General features: G+C 68.0%; 27 protein-coding genes. All 27 read right to left on the minus strand.

The window, feature by feature from the left end:
- Positions 1 to 24: 24 nt before the first annotated feature.
- The 27 genes from LN042_RS25455 to rplV all read right to left on the minus strand — a co-directional run bounded on the left by LN042_RS25455 (position 25) and on the right by rplV (position 16,465).
- Positions 25 to 1,683, minus strand: coding sequence for an ABC-F family ATP-binding cassette domain-containing protein (locus tag LN042_RS25455; RefSeq protein WP_230053685.1), 1,659 nt, complete (start codon positions 1,681 to 1,683; stop codon positions 25 to 27).
- Between the two features lie 43 nt (positions 1,684 to 1,726).
- Positions 1,727 to 2,629 carry a tRNA pseudouridine(38-40) synthase TruA gene (truA, locus tag LN042_RS25460; protein ID WP_230053686.1) on the minus strand — a complete coding sequence of 301 codons (903 nt, stop codon included), beginning with the start codon at positions 2,627 to 2,629 and terminating at the stop codon, positions 1,727 to 1,729.
- 86 nt (positions 2,630 to 2,715) lie between these two features.
- A complete protein-coding gene (gene rplQ, locus LN042_RS25465; RefSeq protein ID WP_230053687.1) occupies positions 2,716 to 3,213 on the minus strand; it encodes a 50S ribosomal protein L17 in 498 nt (165 codons plus the stop codon).
- Positions 3,214 to 3,339: 126 nt separating this feature from the next.
- Positions 3,340 to 4,362: a DNA-directed RNA polymerase subunit alpha gene (locus tag LN042_RS25470; protein ID WP_101381400.1), complete on the minus strand. Its 1,023-nt coding sequence runs from the start codon at positions 4,360 to 4,362 to the stop codon at positions 3,340 to 3,342.
- A 121-nt stretch (positions 4,363 to 4,483) separates the two neighbouring features.
- Positions 4,484 to 4,891, minus strand: coding sequence for a 30S ribosomal protein S11 (rpsK, locus tag LN042_RS25475; RefSeq protein ID WP_014136257.1), 408 nt, complete (start codon positions 4,889 to 4,891; stop codon positions 4,484 to 4,486).
- Positions 4,892 to 4,963: 72 nt separating this feature from the next.
- The gene (gene rpsM / locus LN042_RS25480) at positions 4,964 to 5,344 is read right to left on the minus strand and encodes a 30S ribosomal protein S13 (RefSeq protein ID WP_230053688.1); all 381 of its coding nucleotides are present in this window, start codon (positions 5,342 to 5,344) and stop codon (positions 4,964 to 4,966) included.
- Between the two features lie 178 nt (positions 5,345 to 5,522).
- Entirely contained in the window at positions 5,523 to 5,636 is a 114-nt protein-coding gene (gene rpmJ / locus LN042_RS25485) for a 50S ribosomal protein L36 (RefSeq protein WP_003956441.1), read from the minus strand.
- 58 nt (positions 5,637 to 5,694) lie between these two features.
- The gene (gene infA, locus LN042_RS25490) at positions 5,695 to 5,916 is read right to left on the minus strand and encodes a translation initiation factor IF-1 (protein ID WP_003956442.1); all 222 of its coding nucleotides are present in this window, start codon (positions 5,914 to 5,916) and stop codon (positions 5,695 to 5,697) included.
- A gap of 158 nt (positions 5,917 to 6,074) precedes the next feature.
- Positions 6,075 to 6,500: a large conductance mechanosensitive channel protein MscL gene (gene mscL / locus LN042_RS25495; RefSeq protein ID WP_230053689.1), complete on the minus strand. Its 426-nt coding sequence runs from the start codon at positions 6,498 to 6,500 to the stop codon at positions 6,075 to 6,077.
- A gap of 53 nt (positions 6,501 to 6,553) precedes the next feature.
- On the minus strand, positions 6,554 to 7,393 hold the full coding sequence (gene map, locus LN042_RS25500; protein ID WP_230053690.1) for a type I methionyl aminopeptidase: 840 nt from the start codon (positions 7,391 to 7,393) through the stop codon (positions 6,554 to 6,556).
- A gap of 159 nt (positions 7,394 to 7,552) precedes the next feature.
- A complete protein-coding gene (locus tag LN042_RS25505) occupies positions 7,553 to 8,212 on the minus strand; it encodes an adenylate kinase (RefSeq protein ID WP_230053691.1) in 660 nt (219 codons plus the stop codon).
- Positions 8,212 to 9,519: a preprotein translocase subunit SecY gene (secY, locus tag LN042_RS25510; RefSeq protein WP_230053693.1), complete on the minus strand. Its 1,308-nt coding sequence runs from the start codon at positions 9,517 to 9,519 to the stop codon at positions 8,212 to 8,214. The genes LN042_RS25505 and secY overlap by 1 nt, the downstream gene beginning before the upstream one ends.
- Before the next feature lie 330 nt (positions 9,520 to 9,849).
- Positions 9,850 to 10,302 carry a 50S ribosomal protein L15 gene (gene rplO / locus LN042_RS25515; RefSeq protein WP_249801470.1) on the minus strand — a complete coding sequence of 151 codons (453 nt, stop codon included), beginning with the start codon at positions 10,300 to 10,302 and terminating at the stop codon, positions 9,850 to 9,852.
- Between the two features lie 2 nt (positions 10,303 to 10,304).
- Complete coding sequence (rpmD, locus tag LN042_RS25520) at positions 10,305 to 10,487, minus strand: 50S ribosomal protein L30 (protein ID WP_030300409.1); 183 nt, start codon at positions 10,485 to 10,487, stop codon at positions 10,305 to 10,307.
- Positions 10,487 to 11,134 (minus strand): 30S ribosomal protein S5, encoded by a 648-nt coding sequence (gene rpsE, locus LN042_RS25525; RefSeq protein WP_230053694.1) that lies wholly within the window; start codon positions 11,132 to 11,134, stop codon positions 10,487 to 10,489. The genes rpmD and rpsE overlap by 1 nt, the downstream gene beginning before the upstream one ends.
- A gap of 48 nt (positions 11,135 to 11,182) precedes the next feature.
- Positions 11,183 to 11,566: a 50S ribosomal protein L18 gene (gene rplR / locus LN042_RS25530; RefSeq protein ID WP_230053695.1), complete on the minus strand. Its 384-nt coding sequence runs from the start codon at positions 11,564 to 11,566 to the stop codon at positions 11,183 to 11,185.
- A gap of 3 nt (positions 11,567 to 11,569) precedes the next feature.
- A complete protein-coding gene (gene rplF, locus LN042_RS25535; RefSeq protein ID WP_230053697.1) occupies positions 11,570 to 12,109 on the minus strand; it encodes a 50S ribosomal protein L6 in 540 nt (179 codons plus the stop codon).
- 22 nt (positions 12,110 to 12,131) lie between these two features.
- Entirely contained in the window at positions 12,132 to 12,539 is a 408-nt protein-coding gene (gene rpsH, locus LN042_RS25540) for a 30S ribosomal protein S8 (protein ID WP_230053698.1), read from the minus strand.
- Positions 12,540 to 12,813: 274 nt separating this feature from the next.
- The gene (locus tag LN042_RS25545) at positions 12,814 to 12,999 is read right to left on the minus strand and encodes a type Z 30S ribosomal protein S14 (RefSeq protein ID WP_030393303.1); all 186 of its coding nucleotides are present in this window, start codon (positions 12,997 to 12,999) and stop codon (positions 12,814 to 12,816) included.
- A 3-nt stretch (positions 13,000 to 13,002) separates the two neighbouring features.
- Positions 13,003 to 13,572 (minus strand): 50S ribosomal protein L5, encoded by a 570-nt coding sequence (gene rplE, locus LN042_RS25550; RefSeq protein WP_230053699.1) that lies wholly within the window; start codon positions 13,570 to 13,572, stop codon positions 13,003 to 13,005.
- Positions 13,572 to 13,883 carry a 50S ribosomal protein L24 gene (gene rplX, locus LN042_RS25555; protein WP_230053726.1) on the minus strand — a complete coding sequence of 104 codons (312 nt, stop codon included), beginning with the start codon at positions 13,881 to 13,883 and terminating at the stop codon, positions 13,572 to 13,574. The genes rplE and rplX overlap by 1 nt, the downstream gene beginning before the upstream one ends.
- A gap of 15 nt (positions 13,884 to 13,898) precedes the next feature.
- Positions 13,899 to 14,270, minus strand: a complete 372-nt coding sequence (gene rplN, locus LN042_RS25560) for a 50S ribosomal protein L14 (RefSeq protein ID WP_030232481.1) — start codon at positions 14,268 to 14,270, stop codon at positions 13,899 to 13,901.
- 99 nt (positions 14,271 to 14,369) lie between these two features.
- The gene (rpsQ, locus tag LN042_RS25565; RefSeq protein ID WP_030280777.1) at positions 14,370 to 14,642 is read right to left on the minus strand and encodes a 30S ribosomal protein S17; all 273 of its coding nucleotides are present in this window, start codon (positions 14,640 to 14,642) and stop codon (positions 14,370 to 14,372) included.
- Positions 14,642 to 14,866: a 50S ribosomal protein L29 gene (rpmC, locus tag LN042_RS25570; RefSeq protein WP_101381388.1), complete on the minus strand. Its 225-nt coding sequence runs from the start codon at positions 14,864 to 14,866 to the stop codon at positions 14,642 to 14,644. The genes rpsQ and rpmC overlap by 1 nt, the downstream gene beginning before the upstream one ends.
- Complete coding sequence (gene rplP / locus LN042_RS25575; RefSeq protein WP_101381387.1) at positions 14,866 to 15,285, minus strand: 50S ribosomal protein L16; 420 nt, start codon at positions 15,283 to 15,285, stop codon at positions 14,866 to 14,868. The genes rpmC and rplP overlap by 1 nt, the downstream gene beginning before the upstream one ends.
- 5 nt (positions 15,286 to 15,290) lie before the next feature.
- Complete coding sequence (rpsC, locus tag LN042_RS25580; protein ID WP_230053701.1) at positions 15,291 to 16,118, minus strand: 30S ribosomal protein S3; 828 nt, start codon at positions 16,116 to 16,118, stop codon at positions 15,291 to 15,293.
- The gene (gene rplV / locus LN042_RS25585) at positions 16,118 to 16,465 is read right to left on the minus strand and encodes a 50S ribosomal protein L22 (RefSeq protein WP_101381385.1); all 348 of its coding nucleotides are present in this window, start codon (positions 16,463 to 16,465) and stop codon (positions 16,118 to 16,120) included. Before rplV ends, rpsC begins: the two co-directional genes overlap by 1 nt.
- Between the last annotated feature and the right edge of the window lie 55 nt (positions 16,466 to 16,520).

The raw sequence follows: 16,520 nt of genomic DNA on the forward strand, positions 1-16,520 counted from the left end.
TCGGCCGCTGAAGACGCCAAACGATCAGCGGTCGCGTTCGACCCGCCGCTCGTCCCAGACCGGCTCCGGCGACTCGTAGACCCGCCCGTCGCTGCCGAACACCAGGAACCGGTCGAAGGTCTTGGCGAACCAGCGGTCGTGGGTGACGCACAGCACGGTGCCGTCGAACGCCTCCAGCGCCTGCTGCAGCGCCTCGGCGCTCTCCAGGTCGAGGTTGTCGGTGGGCTCGTCGAGCAGCAGCGCGGTGACGCCCTGCAGCTCCAGCTTGAGGATCATCAGCCGGGCCTGCTGGCCACCGGAGAGCGACTCGAACTTCTGCTCCTCCTGCCGGTCCAGCTCGTAGCGGCGCAGCGCGCCCATCGCGGCGCCGCGGCTCAGCGCGTGCTCCTCCTCGATGATCGAGCGGACCGTGCGGCCCAGCAGCTCCGGGTGGGCGTGGGTCTGCCGGAAGTGGCCGGGCACCACGCGCGCGCCGAGCCGGAACGCCCCGGTGTGCGCCACCGTCTCGTCGCCGGCCAGCAGCCGCAGGAAGTGCGACTTGCCGGAGCCGTTGGAGCCCAGCACCCCGACCCGCTCGCCGTAGAACACCTCCAGGTCGAACGGGTGCATCAGGCCGGTCAGTTCGAGCTGCTCGATGGTCAGCGCCCGCACGCCGGTGCGACCGCCCTTGAGCCGCATGGTGATGTTCTGCTCGCGCGGCGGGGCCTCCGGGCGGCCGGCCTCCTCGAACTTCTTCAGCCGGGTCTGCGCGGCGGCGTACCGGGAGGCCATGTCGTGGCTGACCGAGGCCGCCTGGCGGAGCGTCAGCACCAGCTTCTTCAGCTTGGCGTGCTCCTCGTCCCAGCGCCGGCCGAGCTCCTCGAAGCGGGCGAACCGGTCCTGGCGGGCCTGGTGGAACGAGTCGAAGCCGCCGCCGTGCACCCAGACGCTGGAGCCGGCCGCGCCGGACTCGACGCTGATGATCTTGTCGGCGGTGCGGGAGAGCAGCTCCCGGTCGTGCGAGATGTAGAGCACCGTCTTGGCGGTGGCCTTGATGGCCTCCTCCAGCCAGCGCTTCCCGGGCACGTCCAGGTAGTTGTCCGGTTCGTCCAGCAGCAGCACCTCGTCGGGGCCGCGCAGCAGCGCCTCCAGCACCAGGCGCTTCTGCTCGCCGCCGGAGAGGGTGTTCAGGCCGCGGAACTGGGCCCGGTCGAACGGCATGCCGAGCGCCGCCATGGTGCAGACGTCCCAGTCGGTCTCGAAGTCGTAGCCGCCGACGTCGGCCCAGTCGGAGAGCGCCTGGGCGTAGGCCAGCTGCGACTTCTCGTCGTCCTGCGCCAGCATCGCCAGCTCGGCGGCGTCCACCGCCCGGGCCGCCCCGGCGATCCGGGCCGGCGCCACCGAGACCAGCAGGTCGCGCACCGACGCGTCGGCGGGCAGCGCACCGGGCGAGGCCGACTGGTCCTCGCGCCCGGTGGTGCCGACGAACTGGCGCATCACCCCCAGCCCGCCGCTGACCGTGACGCTGCCGCCGTGCGGCTGCACGTCCCCCGCGATCATGCGCAGCAGGGTGGTCTTGCCGGCCCCGTTGGCGCCCACCAGCGCGACCGCGGAGCCCTCGCCGACCCGGAAGGACGCGTCGTCGAACAGCACCCGCCCATCCGGCAGGTAGTACTCCAGGTGTGAAATCTCGACGTGTCCCATGGGGTGGAATTGTCCTATGTCCGCCGGGCACCGCCCAAATGGATTAAGGGGCCTGCCCGGGCAGGGTCCGCATCCGGCGGGCCTGCCGGCTGCGCTCGGCCAGTTGGTCGTCGGCCGGGTAGCCGACCTCCTCCAGCGTCAGGCCGTACGGGCGGATCACGTTGACCGCGCTGTTGCGCACCCCGCCGGCCAGCACCTCGCCGGGGAACTCCACCGGCCGGTGGCCGTCCCCGACCAGCAGCATCGCGCCGACCAGGGCCCGCACCATGTTGTGGCAGAACGCGTCGGCGCGCACCGTGGCCACCGCCAGGGTGCCCTCCTGGGCGGCGTACGGGTCCACCGGCACCCGGTCCCAGTGCAGCTCCAGCAGGGTGCGGATGGTGGTCGCGCCCTCGCGCTTCTTGCAGTAGGCGGCGAAGTCGTGCTCGCCGAGCAGCAGTCGGGCCGCCGCGTTCATCTTCTCCAGGTCCAGCGGGCGGTCGTGCCAGAGCACGTGGCCGCGCAGCAGCGGGTCCACCCCGCCGGGGTGGTCGGCCACCCGGTAGGCGTACCGCCGCCAGATCGCGCTGAACCGCGCGTCGAACCCGGCCGGCGCCTCGGCCACCCGGTAGATCCGCACATCGGCCGGCAGCCGCCCGGCCAGCCGGCGCAGCAGCTTCTCGCCGTGCAGCGCCCAGAGCCCGTCGGGCAGGTCGACGTGGGCCACCTGGCCACGGGCGTGCACCCCGGCGTCGGTGCGGCCGGCCACGGTGAGCGGGAAGGGCTCCTGGCTGCGGGTGACCACCTGCAGGGCGCTCTCGATCTCCTCCTGCACGGTGCGCCGCCCGCGCTGCCGGGCCCAGCCGGAGAACTCCGCCCCCTGGTACGACAGGTCCAGCCGCAGCCGGGTGTACCCCTCGGCGGGGCCGTCCTGGCGCGGGGCCGGTTCGGCGCAGTCGTTCACCACACATGCCTCTCTTAGCGGAACGGAACGGGCCCGCTCCCCCGCCGAAGCGGTGAGAGCGGGCCCGTGGTGCTGCGAGTGAGCGGGCGTCAGGCCTGCTCGTCCGCCGGGGCGGCGTCGGCCGGAGCCTCGGCGACCTCGGTGGTCTCGGCGGCCGGAGCGGCCTCGGCGTCCTTGGCGGCACGCTTGGTGGCGGCCTCGGCCTCGCCGACGGCGGTCTGGGCCACGGTCAGGGCCTCGACCAGCTCGATCACGGCCATCGGGGCGTTGTCGCCACGACGGGGACCGACCTTGGTGATGCGGGTGTAGCCACCCGGGCGGTTCTCGTACCGCGGCGCGATCTCGGTGAAGAGGGTGTGCAGCACGGCGACGTCGGTGATGGTCTTGCGGACCACGCGACGGTTGTGCAGGTCGCCCTTCTTGGCCTTGGTGATCAGCTTCTCCGCCAGCGGGCGCAGGCGGCGGGCCTTGGCCTCGGTGGTGGTGATGCGGCCGTTCTGGAACAGCTCGCGGGCCAGGCCGGCCAGCAGCAGCGGCTCGTGGTGCGGGCCGCCGCCGAGGCGGGCGCCCTTGGTGGGACGGGGCATGGGTGCGCTCCTTGGTTCTCCGACTGCGGCCGTGTCAGGTACCGCAGCGGGCGCACCGGCACGGTTGCCGGTACGACTTGCATCGAAGGGGGGCGGCTCCAGGGGAGCCGCCCCCGCTCCAAACTCTTAGTACTGCTCGGTCTCGGCGTAGCCCTGGTCGTCCAGGTCGTCGGCGCCGAAGGCGTCGGCGGCCGCGGTCGGGTCGAACCCGGGCGGGCTGTCCTTGAGGGCCAGGCCCATGCCGGCCAGCTTGGCCTTGACCTCGTCGATCGACTTCGCGCCGAAGTTGCGGATGTCGAGCAGGTCCGCCTCGGAACGGGCGACGAGCTCACCCACGGTGTGGATGCCCTCGCGCTTGAGGCAGTTGTAGGAGCGGACGGTGAGCTCCAGCTCCTCGATCGGCAGCGCCAGGTCGGCGGCCAGGGCGGCGTCCGTCGGGGACGGGCCCATGTCGATGCCCTCGGCGTCGATGTTCAGCTCGCGGGCGAGGCCGAACAGCTCCACCAGGGTCTTGCCGGCCGAGGCCATGGCGTCGCGCGGACGCATGGCGGGCTTGGTCTCGACGTCGACGATCAGCTTGTCGAAGTCGGTCCGCTGCTCGACACGGGTGGCCTCGACCTTGTAGGTGACCTTCAGCACCGGGCTGTAGATCGAGTCGACCGGGATCCGGCCGATCTCCTGGCCGGAGGCCTTGTTCTGGACCGCGGAGACGTAGCCGCGACCGCGCTCGACGGTCAGCTCCATCTCCAGCTTGCCCTTGCCGTTCAGGGTGGCGAGGACCAGCTCGGGGTTGTGCACCTCGACACCCGCCGGCGGGGCGATGTCGGCGGCGGTGACCACACCCGGGCCCTGCTTGCGCAGGTACATCACGACCGGCTCGTCGTGCTCCGAGGAGACGACCAGCTGCTTGATGTTCAGGATGAGGTCGGTGACGTCCTCCTTGACGCCCGGCACGGTGGTGAACTCGTGCAGGACGCCGTCGATCCGGATGCTGGTGACAGCGGCGCCCGGGATCGAGGAGAGCAGGGTGCGGCGAAGCGAGTTGCCGAGGGTGTAGCCGAAGCCCGGCTCCAGCGGCTCGATGACGAACCGCGAGCGGTACTCGTCGACAACCTCTTCGGTCAGCGAGGGGCGCTGAGCGATGAGCATGTTCAGTTCCTCCAGTTTGTCGGCGCCCACTATTTGACGCCGTACAGCACCAAGAGTACGGGGTCCCGTGGGAGACGGGACCCCGTACCAGGTCAAGACACCGTTGAAGCGGTGGCCTGCGTCAGACGCGGCGGCGCTTCGGCGGACGGCAGCCGTTGTGCGGGGTGGGGGTGACGTCCTGGATCGAGCCGACCTCCAGGCCGGTGGCCTGGAGCGAACGGATCGCGGTCTCGCGGCCGGAGCCCGGACCCTTCACGAAGACGTCGACCTTGCGCATGCCGTGCTCCTGCGCGCGACGGGCAGCGGCCTCGGCGGCCATCTGCGCGGCGAACGGGGTGGACTTGCGCGAGCCCTTGAAGCCGACGTGGCCGGCGGAGGCCCAGGAGATCACGTTGCCCGAGGGGTCGGTGATCGAAACGATGGTGTTGTTGAACGTGCTCTTGATGTGAGCGTGCCCGTGAGCGACGTTCTTCTTTTCCTTGCGGCGGATCTTCTTCGCGCCGGCAGCCTGACGACCCTTGGGGGGCATAAGTCTGTTCTCCTACTGAGGTGGTCGGTCCGCTAACCCGCGGGCCGGAGGGATGTCCGGTTGACGGGCGGACTACTTCTTGCCCGGCTTCTTCTTGCCGGCAATCGCGCGACGCGGGCCCTTGCGGGTACGCGCGTTGGTGTGGGTGCGCTGACCGCGGACCGGCAGGCCGCGGCGGTGACGCAGACCCTCGTAGCAACCGATCTCGACCTTGCGGCGGATGTCGGCGGCAACCTCGCGGCGGAGGTCACCCTCAACGCGGAAGTTGGCGTCGATGTAGCGCTGCAGCGCGACGAGGTCGTCCTCGGAGATGTCGCGGACGCGGATGGACGGGTTCACGCCGGTCTCGGCCAGCGTCTGCTGGGCGCGGGTGCGGCCGATGCCGTAGACGTACGTGAGGGCGATCTCGATCCGCTTCTCGCGGGGGAGATCAACGCCGGAGAGGCGTGCCATTCAAGGCTCCTGTGGTGTTCCTCAGAGGTCTTACGCGCCGCCTACCCGGACACCTCTCGGTGTGCGAGCCCCGGCCTCTGAACCGGGGGTGGCAGTCCGCTCCACACGGGAGCGGATCGGGCGGCCCGCTTATGACGTTGTGCGCGTCGCGCGAAGTACTACGAGAAATGCTGGACGATCAGCCCTGGCGCTGCTTGTGGCGCAGGTTGTCGCAGATCACCATGACCCGGCCGTGACGGCGGATCACCTTGCACTTGTCGCAGATCTTCTTGACGCTCGGCTTGACCTTCATGTTCCAGGTTCTCCGGGTCTAGATCTGACGGGGCCCCTCGCGGAGCGAGGGGTTGCTACTACTTGTACCGGTAGACGATCCGGCCGCGAGTGAGGTCGTAGGGGCTGAGCTCCACGACGACCCGGTCGTCCGGAAGGATGCGGATGTAGTGCATGCGCATCTTGCCGCTGATGTGAGCGAGGACCTTGTGACCGTTCTGCAGCTCGACCTTGAACATCGCGTTCGGAAGAGACTCGATCACGGTGCCCTCGATCTCAATGGCGCCTTGCTTCTTAGCCATGAACTGCGAGATCCACCCTTCGGGTCCGGCTACCGTATGCGGAACGCTCGTGCGAACCAGCCTTCACCTCAGGCCGCGGGGGCGTTGAGGGCGTGCCGGGGCACGCTACGAGAGAGCCGACGGTCCATCGTACGTTACCGGTCGGCCTTCGCAAAAATTCACCGGGCCGCCGGGAGCGCCACCGGCTCCACCGGGGCGGTGCAGGCGGAGCAGCGGACGGCGGCCTCGGGGATCTCGGTCAGGCACTCCGGGCAGGGGCGCTTGGCGGGCTTGGGCTTCTTCGGCAGGTAGCGGGCGGTGGCCTTGGTGACCGGCAGCACCACGCAGAAGTAGAGCACCGCGGCGGTCAGCAGGAACGAGATCAGGGTGTTGATGAAGTCCCCGTACGGGAAGACCACGCCCGCCACCTTGAAGGTGTTGCTGCTGAAGTCGCCCGTGGCGCCGGTCACGATGCCGACCAACGGCGTCAGGAACGCCTTCACGAAGCCGTTGACCACGCCGGTGAAGGCGGCACCGATCACGATGCCGACGCCCATGTCCACCACGTTGCCGCGCATCATGAAGTCGCGGAAGCCCTTGATCACAATTACCCCTGTTGTCCGGTTTCGCCTGGGTCGCAGCCCTCGACGATACCGGCTCAGCCCAGCGGGTCCGGAGCGGCCGTGATGCCCAGGGCGGCGAGCTGGGCCTTTCCGCCGTCGAAGGCCGTGAGCACCAGCGGGCCCTGCTCGGTGACCGCCACCGAGTGCTCCCAGTGCGCGGCCCAGGTCCCGTCGTTGGTCACCACCGTCCAGTCGTCCTCGAGGACCGAGGTGTGCGGGGTCCCCAGCGAGACCATCGGCTCGATCGCCAGCACGGTGCCGGGCACCAGCTTGGGGCCCTTGCCCCGGCCGCGCTCCACGTAGTTCAGCACGTGCGGCTCCATGTGCATCGCGGTGCCGATGCCGTGGCCGCCGTACCCCTCGGTGATGCCCCACTTGCCCTTGGGCGGCAGCGGCTGGCGGCGGATGAAGCCCTCGATCGCCTTGGAGACGTCGACCAGCCGGTTGTTCTTCTTCATCTGCGCGATGCCGGCCCACATCGAGCCCTCGGTCACCCGGCTGAGCATCTCGACCTCGGGGGCCACCTCGCCGACCGCGACGGTGATCGCCGCGTCACCGTGCCAGCCGTCCACGATCGCACCGCAGTCGATGGAGACGATGTCGCCCTCCTGCAGCACCCGCTCCCCCGGGATGCCGTGCACCACCTCGTCGTTGACCGAGGCGCAGATCACCCCGGGGAACCAGAGACCGCCGTGGTGGGCGCGGAAGTTGGAGGTGGCGCCGTGCTCCGTGATCACCTTGTCCGCGATGTCGTTGAGATCCTGGGTGGTCACCCCGGGCGCCACCGCCGCGCGGCAGGCCTTGAGCGCCTCGGCGACGACCAGCCCGGCGACCCGCATCTTGGCGATCTGCTCGGGGGTCTTGATCTGCACCATCTGGCCAGTGCCTTTCGTCCGAAATCGCGCCCGGTCCTTGCCGGGCGCCCGTGTCACTCCCCCACGGTACGACGCCGCACGGCCGCGGCACCCCGGGCGGGGTGCCGCGGCCGTGCGGCACGCGGAGGACTCTGTTCAGCTGTGCCGGGGCGGGCTGGATCAGCCCTGCTGGCCGGCCTTCAGCGCGTCCACGGCGCGCTGGGTGACCTCTTCGACCTTGCCGAGCGCCGAGATCGTGGTGACCAGCTTCTTGTCCTGGTAGAAGCCGATGATCGGCTCGGTCTTGGAGTGGTACTCGTCCAGCCGGACCCGCACCGACTCCTCGGTGTCGTCCGAGCGCTGGTAGAGCTCGCCACCGCACTCGTCGCAGACGCCCTCGGTCTTCGGCGGGTTGTAGACCACGTGGAAGACGTGGGCGCCGTTGTTGCGGCAGAGCCGGCGGCCGGCGATCCGCTTGACCACCTCGTCCTCGGGGACCTCCAGGTCCAGCACGCCGTCCAGCGCGATGCCCTGCTCGGCCAGGAAGACGTCGAGCGCCTCGGCCTGCTCCAGGTTGCGCGGGAAGCCGTCGAGCAGGAACCCGGCCGCGGTGTCCGGCTGCTGGAGCCGGTCCTTGGCCATCCCGATGGTCACCTCGTCCGGCACCAGGAGGCCCTGGTCCATGTAGCCCTTGGCCTCGACGCCGAGCGGGGTGCCCTGGCTGATGTTGGCCCGGAAGAGGTCACCGGTCGAGATGTGGGGAATGGACAGGGTCTTGGCGAGCACGTGCGCCTGAGTACCCTTCCCGGCCCCGGGAGGTCCGACGAGGACGATACGCATCAGCGGAGGAACCCTTCGTAATTACGCTGCTGGAGCTGGCTCTCGATCTGCTTCACAGTTTCGAGTCCGACGCCGACGATGATGAGGATGCTGGTGCCGCCGAACGGGATGGTGGTGCTCGCGTTGAGGGCGACCAGGCCGATCATCGGGATAAGAGCGATCAGGCCCAGGTAGAGCGAACCCGGCCACGTGATGCGGGTGAGCACGTAGTTCAGGTACTCGGCCGTCGGCCGGCCGGCCCGGATACCCGGAATGAAGCCACCATACTTCTTCATATTGTCGGCAACTTCTTCGGGGTTGAAGGAGATCGCAACGTAGAAGAAGGCGAAGAACACGATCAGCACGAAGTACGCGATCATGTAGATCGGGTGGTCACCCTTGGTGAAGTTCGTGTTGACCCAGTTCGCCCAGCTCGCCTTGCTGCCGGTCAGCTGTGCCACCAGCGACGGGATGTACAGCAGGGAGGAGGCGAAGATGACCGGGATGACGCCGGCCTGGTTCACCTTCAGCGGGATGTAGGTCGAGGTGCCGCCGAAGGCCCGGCGGCCGATCATTCGCTTGGCGTACTGCACCGGGATCCGGCGCTGGGCCTGCTCCACGAAGATGACCAGGACGATCACGACGATGCCGGTCGCGATCACCGCGAAGAACTCGAACCAACCGCCGGCGATCTTGCCGAGCTTCTTGATGGTCCAGACGTTGCCCGGGAAGCCGGCCGCGATCGAGGTGAACATCAGGATCGACATGCCGTTGCCGATGCCGCGGTCGGTGATCAGCTCACCCAGCCACATGATGACCGTGGTGCCCGCCGTCATGGTGATGACCATCAGGGCGATCCGGAACACGCCGGTGTCCGGCACCACCTGGTTGCCCACCGGGCAGCTGGAGAACAGCGCGCCGTTGGACGCGGTCGCCACGATGCCGGTGCCCTGGAGGATCGCCAGCGCGATGGTCAGGTAGCGGGTGTACTGGGTGATCTTCGTCTGGCCGGCCTGGCCCTCCTTCTTCAGCGATTCCAGTCGCGGGATCACGACGGTCAGCAGCTGAAGGATGATGCTGGCGGTGATGTACGGCATGATGCCGAGGGCGAAGATCGTCAGCTGCAGCAGCGCGCCGCCGCTGAACAGGTTGACCAGGCCGAACAGCCCGTTGCCGCTCAGCTTCACGCACTGGTTGACGGCCTTGAAGTTCACCCCGGGGACGGGAATGTGCGCGCCCACCCGGAAGATCACCATGATGCCCAGCGTGAACAGCAGCTTCTTGCGCAGGTCGGGCGTCTTGAACGCCCGCGCGAACGCACTGAGCACGGTGCCTCCTGCGCCTCCCGCGCGTCGTCGGCGGAAGGGTCGGTCCTGTCGGACGGGGTGTGTATGTCGGTTGCCGTCCCCCCGTCGACACAGTCGGCTGTGCCTGGCTACAAGGGAACTCCAGGGACTCTAACAGTGTGTGGCCACTCGGCAGAAGCGCACGGCGCCCAGGCTTGCCGAAGCCGGACCCAGATGCCCGGTTTTGAGCGGGCTTGGCCACGAAACCCGTGGCGATCAGCACACGAATGAGAAGAGCCCCGTCCCTCGAAGGAGGGACGGGGCTCTCGGCACTGACGCGCCGTCAGATCGCGCTGCTCACCCGGGTGCGGGTCAGACCAGCTCGGTGACGGTGCCGCCGGCAGCCTTGATCTTCTCGGCGGCGGAGCCGGAGACGGCGTCCACCGTCACCTGCAGCGCGACCGAGACCTCGCCGGTGCCGAGCACCTTGACGAGGGAGTTCTTGCGAACCGCGCCCTTGGCGACCAGGTCCTCGACAGTGACCTCGCCACCCTGCGGGTAGAGCTCGGCCAGCTTGTCCAGGTTGACGACCTGGAAGGTCACCTTGAACGGGTTCTTGAAGCCCTTCAGCTTCGGCAGGCGCATGTGGAGCGGCATCTGGCCACCCTCGAAGCGCTGCGGAACCTGGTAGCGGGCCTTGGTGCCCTTGGTACCACGACCGGCGGTCTTGCCCTTGGAGCCTTCACCACGACCCACGCGGATCTTGTCGGTCTTGGCACCGGGGGCGGGACGCAGGTTGTGGATCTTGATCGGGTTGTCAGACATGATCAGTCCACCTCCTCGACCGTGACGAGGTGACGCACGGTCTGGGCCATCCCGCGGATCTCGGGACGGTCCTCCTTCACGACCACGTCGTGCATGCGCTTGAGGCCAAGCGAACGCAGCGTCTCGCGGTGGTTCTGCTTGCTACCGATGTAGCTCTTGGTCTGGGTGATCTTCAGGCGCGCCATCAGACACCAGCCCCAGCCGGAGCGGCGGCAGCGGCGGTCCCGGCGGCGCGGGCGCGCAGCAGGGCGGCCGGAGCCACGTCCTCGAGCGGCAGGCCACGACGGGCGGCGATCTCCTCGGGGCGAACGAGGCCCTTCAGAGCAGCCACGGTGGCGTGCACGATGTTGATCGCGTTGTCCGAGCCGAGCGACTTCGACAGGATGTCGTGGACGCCGGCGCACTCCAGGACGGCACGCACCGGACCACCGGCGATAACACCGGTACCCGGGGACGCCGGCTTCAGCAGCACGACGCCGGCGGCCTTCTCGCCCTGAACGGGGTGCGGGATGGTGCCCTGGATGCGGGGAACCTTGAAGAAGTTCTTCTTGGCCTCCTCAACGCCCTTGGCGATGGCGGCCGGAACCTCCTTCGCCTTCCCGTAACCGACACCCACGGTGCCGTCACCGTCGCCCACCACGACCAGCGCGGTGAAGCTGAAGCGACGACCACCCTTGACAACCTTGGCGACACGGTTGATCGCGACGACGCGCTCGACGTAAGCGGTCTTCTCGACGACCGGGGCGTTGCCCTGACCGTCACGCTTACGGTCGCGCCGCTCGCCACCCGTGCCGCGACCGGCGCCGCTGTCGCGGCGCTGGGGTCCAGCCATTGGAATTACCTCTCTCGTTTACGTCCGTCGACAGAGCCGACGAGCGGCTTAGAAGTCGAGCCCGGCCTCACGGGCCGCGTCCGCCAGGGCGGCGATGCGGCCGGCGTACCGGTTGCCCGCGCGGTCGAAGACGACCGACTCGATGCCGGCGGCCTTGGCGCGCTCGGCGACCAGGCTCCCGACCTTCTTGGCCAGCTCGGTCTTGTCGCCCTCGGTGCCCTTGATGGACACGTCGAGGGTGGACGCCGACGCCAGGGTGTGACCCTTGGCGTCGTCGATGACCTGGGCGACCATGTGACGGTTCGAGCGCGTCACGACGAGGCGCGGACGCACCTCGGTGCCGACGACACGCTTGCGAACGCGAATCGCGCGGCGCTTGCGAGCGGCGTTCTTGTAGCCGTCGCCCTTGCCGATCTTGACAGAGACGCTCATCGCTTACTTACCACTCTTTCCGACCTTGCGGCGGATGACCTCGCCCGCGTACTTGACGCCCTTGGCCTTGTACGGGTCGGGCTTGCGCAGCTTGCGGATCTTCGCAGCGACCTCGCCGACCTTCTGCTTGTCGATGCCGTCCACGTGGAACTTGGTGGGCGACTCGACGACGAAGGAGATGCCCTCCGGCGCGGGGACCAGGATCGGGTGGCTGTAGCCGAGCGAGAACTCCATGTCGGAGCCCTTCGCCGCGACGCGGTAACCAACACCGCTGATCTCCAGCGACTTGCGGTAGCCCGCGGTCACGCCGGTGATCATGTTCGCCACCAGCGTGCGGGTCAGGCCGTGGAGGGCCTTCGACTGACGCTCGTCGTTCGGGCGGGTGACGAGCAGAGTGCCGTCCTCGCCCTTGCCGATCTCGATCGGCGCGGCGACGACGTGGGTGAGGGTGCCCTTGGGACCCTTCACCGAGACCGTCTGGCCGTCGATGGTGACGTCCACACCAGCGGGAACCTGGATGGGCAGCCGTCCAATGCGCGACATTGCTGTACCTCCGTTTCCCGAATTACCAGACGTAGGCGAGAACTTCTCCGCCTACGCCCTTCTTGGCGGCCTGCTTGTCGGTCAGGAGGCCGGAGGACGTGGAGATGATCGCCACGCCCAGGCCGCCGAGAACCTTCGGCAGGTTGGTGGACTTTGCGTAAACACGCAGACCCGGCTTGCTGATGCGCTTGATGCCGGCGATGGAACGCTCGCGGTTCGGACCGAACTTGAGCTCGATGGTGAGCTTCTTGCCCACCTCGCCCTCAGCCGGCTCCTCAACCTTGTAGGAGGAGATGTACCCCTCCTGCTGCAGGATCTCGGCGACGTGCGCCTTGATCTTGCTGGCAGGCATCACGACGGTGTCGTGGTACGCCGAGTTGGCGTTCCGCAGACGCGTGAGCATGTCTGCGATGGGGTCGGTCATGGTCATGGTGGCCTCAGGCCTCTCTCGCCGTGGTTTCTCCGCGTAGGGTCCCCCCGGCGCACACGACGGAGCGGTGCGGCAGGGGCACAAACGCAGGGGACCTGCGACGTAGTAAGACTGGGTTGCGAGCCCTTCGGAGAAGAGCCGCACGCACCCATGGGGATGCGGCGGCAGGGGGCCCGACCCCACTACCTTACGGGGAAACCGTATGGTCGCCCAAATCCGGGCGTTGTGGGGTCGGGCACCTCTGCTTCGCTATGCGTTCACCAGGAGCGCTGGATTACCAGGAGCTCTTGGTCACGCCCGGCAGCTCGCCGCGGTGCGCCATCTCACGAAGGCAGACACGGCAGAGGCCGAACTTGCGGTACACCGAGTGCGGACGACCGCACCGCTGGCACCGGGTGTAGGCCCGCACGCCGAACTTCGGCTTGCGCTCGGCCTTCGCGATGAGGGACTTCTTCGCCATGGCTCACGCCTCCTTGAACGGGAAGCCGAGAGCGCGAAGGAGCGCCCGGCCCTCATCGTCGGTCTTGGCGGTGGTCACAACGGTGATGTCCATACCGCGCTGACGGTCGACCTTGTCCTGGTCGATCTCGTGGAACATGACCTGCTCGGTCAGACCGAAGGTGTAGTTGCCACGGCCGTCGAACTGCTTCGGGGAGAGACCACGGAAGTCACGGATACGCGGCAGGGCCAGCGTCACCAGACGGTCCAGGAACTCCCACATGCGGTCACCACGGAGGGTGACGTGGGTGCCGATCGGCTGGCCCTCGCGCAGCTTGAACTGCGCGATGGACTTGCGAGCCTTGGTGACAGCGGGCTTCTGACCGGTGATCGCGGTCAGGTCCTTGATGGCACCCTCGATCAGCTTGCTGTCACGAGCGGCCTCGCCGACACCCATGTTGACCACGACCTTGACCAGGCCGGGGATCAGCATGACGTTCTCGTACGAGAACTGCTCCTGCAGCTGACCCTTGATCTCGGAGGCGTAGCGCTCCTTGAGACGGGGGGTCACCTTCTCAACAGTCGTCTCAGACATCAGATGTCCTCACCGGTCCGCTTGGCAACGCGGATCTTGTTGCCCTGCTCGTCGAAGCGGTAGCCAACGCGGGTGACGACCTTCTTGCCGTCCTTCTCCACGACCAGCTGCACGTTGGAGACGTGCACCGGGGCCTCGACGGTGACGATGCCACCGGCGGTGCCCTGGCCGGGCTTGGTGTGCTTCTTGACCCGGTTCACACCCTCGACGAGGACCTTGTTCTCGGCCGGCAGGGCCTGGATGACCTTGCCCTGCTTGCCCTTGTCCTTGCCGGTGATGACCTGAACCAGGTCACCCTTCTTGATCTTCATGCTGTTCGCCATTGGTTAGAGCACCTCCGGCGCGAGCGAGATGATCTTCATGAACTTCTTGTCACGCAGCTCGCGGCCCACCGGGCCGAAGATGCGGGTACCACGGGGGTCACCCTCGGTGTTCTTGAGAACGACGGCGGCGTTCTCGTCGAAGCGGATGTAGGAACCGTCCGGACGACGGCGCTCCTTCACCGTGCGGACGACGACGCACTTGACGACGTCGCCCTTCTTCACCGAACCACCGGGGATCGCGTCCTTGACGGTGGCGACGATGACGTCCCCGATACCGGCGTAGCGGCGACCGGAGCCACCGAGAACGCGGATGCAGAGAATCTCCTTGGCACCCGTGTTGTCGGCGACACGCAGTCGCGACTCCTGCTGGATCACAGCTTTCTCCTGATCGTCAACGAGAGTCGACGGGCCGGCCGCTGCTCACACCAGCGTCCTCGGACCTGGTGCACATACGGCCGTACCTCATCGGCTTCGTTACTTGGCCTTCTCGAGGATCTCGACGACGCGCCAGCGCTTCGTCGCGGACAGCGGGCGGGTCTCCGCGAGGAGCACCCGGTCGCCCACGCCGCACGCGTTCTGCTCGTCGTGCGCCTTCAGCTTGTTCGTACGGCGAATGACCTTGCCGTACAGAGCGTGCTTGACGCGGTCCTCGACGGCGACGACGACGGTCTTGTCCATCTTGTCGCTGACGACGAGACCCTCACGGGTCTTGCGGAAACCGCGCGTCTCGTTGGTGTTCTCAGTCATCAGGCGTTCTCCACCGTCTCGATGCCCAGCTCGCGCTCGCGCATCAGGGTGTAGATCCGCGCGATGTCCTTACGGACGAGGCGAAGCCGTCCGTGGTTGTCGAGCTGTCCGGTCGCCGCCTGGAAGCGGAGGTTGAACAGCTCCTCCTTGGCCTCACGAAGCTTGGCAACGAGCGCCTCGTTGTCCAGCTCGCGCAGCTCAGCAGCCTTGGTGCCGGCCGACATCAGCTCTCACCGTCCTCGCGCCGGACGATCCGGCACTTCATCGGCAGCTTGTGCGCGGCACGGGTGAGCGCCTCGCGAGCCACCTTCTCGTTCGGGTACGACAGCTCGAACATGACCCGACCCGGGTGCACGTTCGCGATCCACCACTCCGGCGAACCCTTACCGGAACCCATGCGGGTCTCGGCCGGCTTCTTGGTGAGCGGGCGGTCCGGGTAGATGTTGATCCAGACCTTGCCGCCACGGCGGATGTGACGGTTGATCGCGATACGAGCGGACTCGATCTGGCGGTTGGTCACGTAGGCCGGGGTCACGGCCTGGATGCCGAACTGGCCGAACGCCAGCTCCGTACCGCCCTTGGCGGCGCCACCGCGCTTGGGGTGGTGCTGCTTGCGGTGCTTGACCCGACGGGGGATCAGCATGAGGGTCAGGCCTCCGTTCCGGTGCTCTCGGCAGCCGGCGTCTCGGTCACGACCGGGGCCTGGGCCTCGGTGTTCGCGGGACGACGACCGCCACGGGCGCCACCACGCTCGCCGCGGCCGCCACGCTCGCCGCGCGCGGGGCGGGCGTCGTTGCGGGCCGGACGGTTGCCCGAGCGGGCAGCGGCGTTCTCAGCGCGGACCTCGGCGATGTTCTTGACGTCGCCCTTGTAGATCCAGACCTTCACGCCGATGCGGCCGAAGGTCGTCTTGGCCTCGAAGAAGCCGTAGTCGACGTTCGCGCGAAGGGTGTGCAGCGGCACCCGACCCTCGCGGTAGAACTCCGAACGGCTCATCTCGGCGCCGCCGAGACGACCGGAGCACTGGACCTTGATGCCCTTGGCGCCGGACTTCATGGTGCCCTGCATGCTCTTGCGCATGGCACGGCGGAACGACACGCGGGAGGACAGCTGCTCCGCGACGCCCTGAGCCACGAGCTGGGCGTCCAGCTCGGGGTTCTTGACCTCGAGGATGTTCAGCTGGACCTGCTTGCCGGTCAGCTTCTCGAGGTCGCCGCGGATGCGGTCGGCCTCGGTGCCACGGCGACCGATCACGATGCCGGGGCGGGCGGTGTGGATGTCAACGCGGACGCGGTCGCGGGTGCGCTCGATCTCCACCTTGGAGATGCCGGCCCGCTCCATGCCCTTCGTCATCATGCGACGAATGGCGACGTCTTCCTTGACGTAGTCCTTGTACAGCTTGTCGGCGTACCAGCGGGACTTGAAGTCCGTGCTGATGCCGAGGCGGAACCCGTGCGGGTTAACCTTCTGGCCCATTACCGGGTCCCTTCCTTGCTGCTGACGACCACGGTGATGTGGCTGGTCCGCTTCCGGATCCGGTAGGCGCGGCCCTGGGCGCGCGGGCGGAACCGCTTCAGGGTCGGGCCCTCGTCAACGTACGCCTCGGAGATGACGAGGTCGTTCTCGTTGGAGTGGTTGTAGTTGTGCTTCGCGTTGGCGATGGCGCTCTCGAGCACCTTGCCAACGGGCACGGTGGCGGCCTGCGGCGAGAACCGCAGGATCGCCCGGGCCTCCGTGGCGTCGACGCCACGGATGAGGTCCACCACGCGGCGGGCCTTCATGGGCGTCACGCGGATGTACCGCGCCTGAGCCCTGGCTTCCATGGTTGTCCCCTTAATGGAGTAAGTCACTTAGTCGTTCTGGCGCTGAAGCTCGGAG

Origin of the sequence: Kitasatospora humi (genome assembly GCF_020907985.1) — a bacterium.
GTDB classification, from domain to species: Bacteria; Actinomycetota; Actinomycetes; order Streptomycetales; family Streptomycetaceae; genus Kitasatospora; species Kitasatospora humi.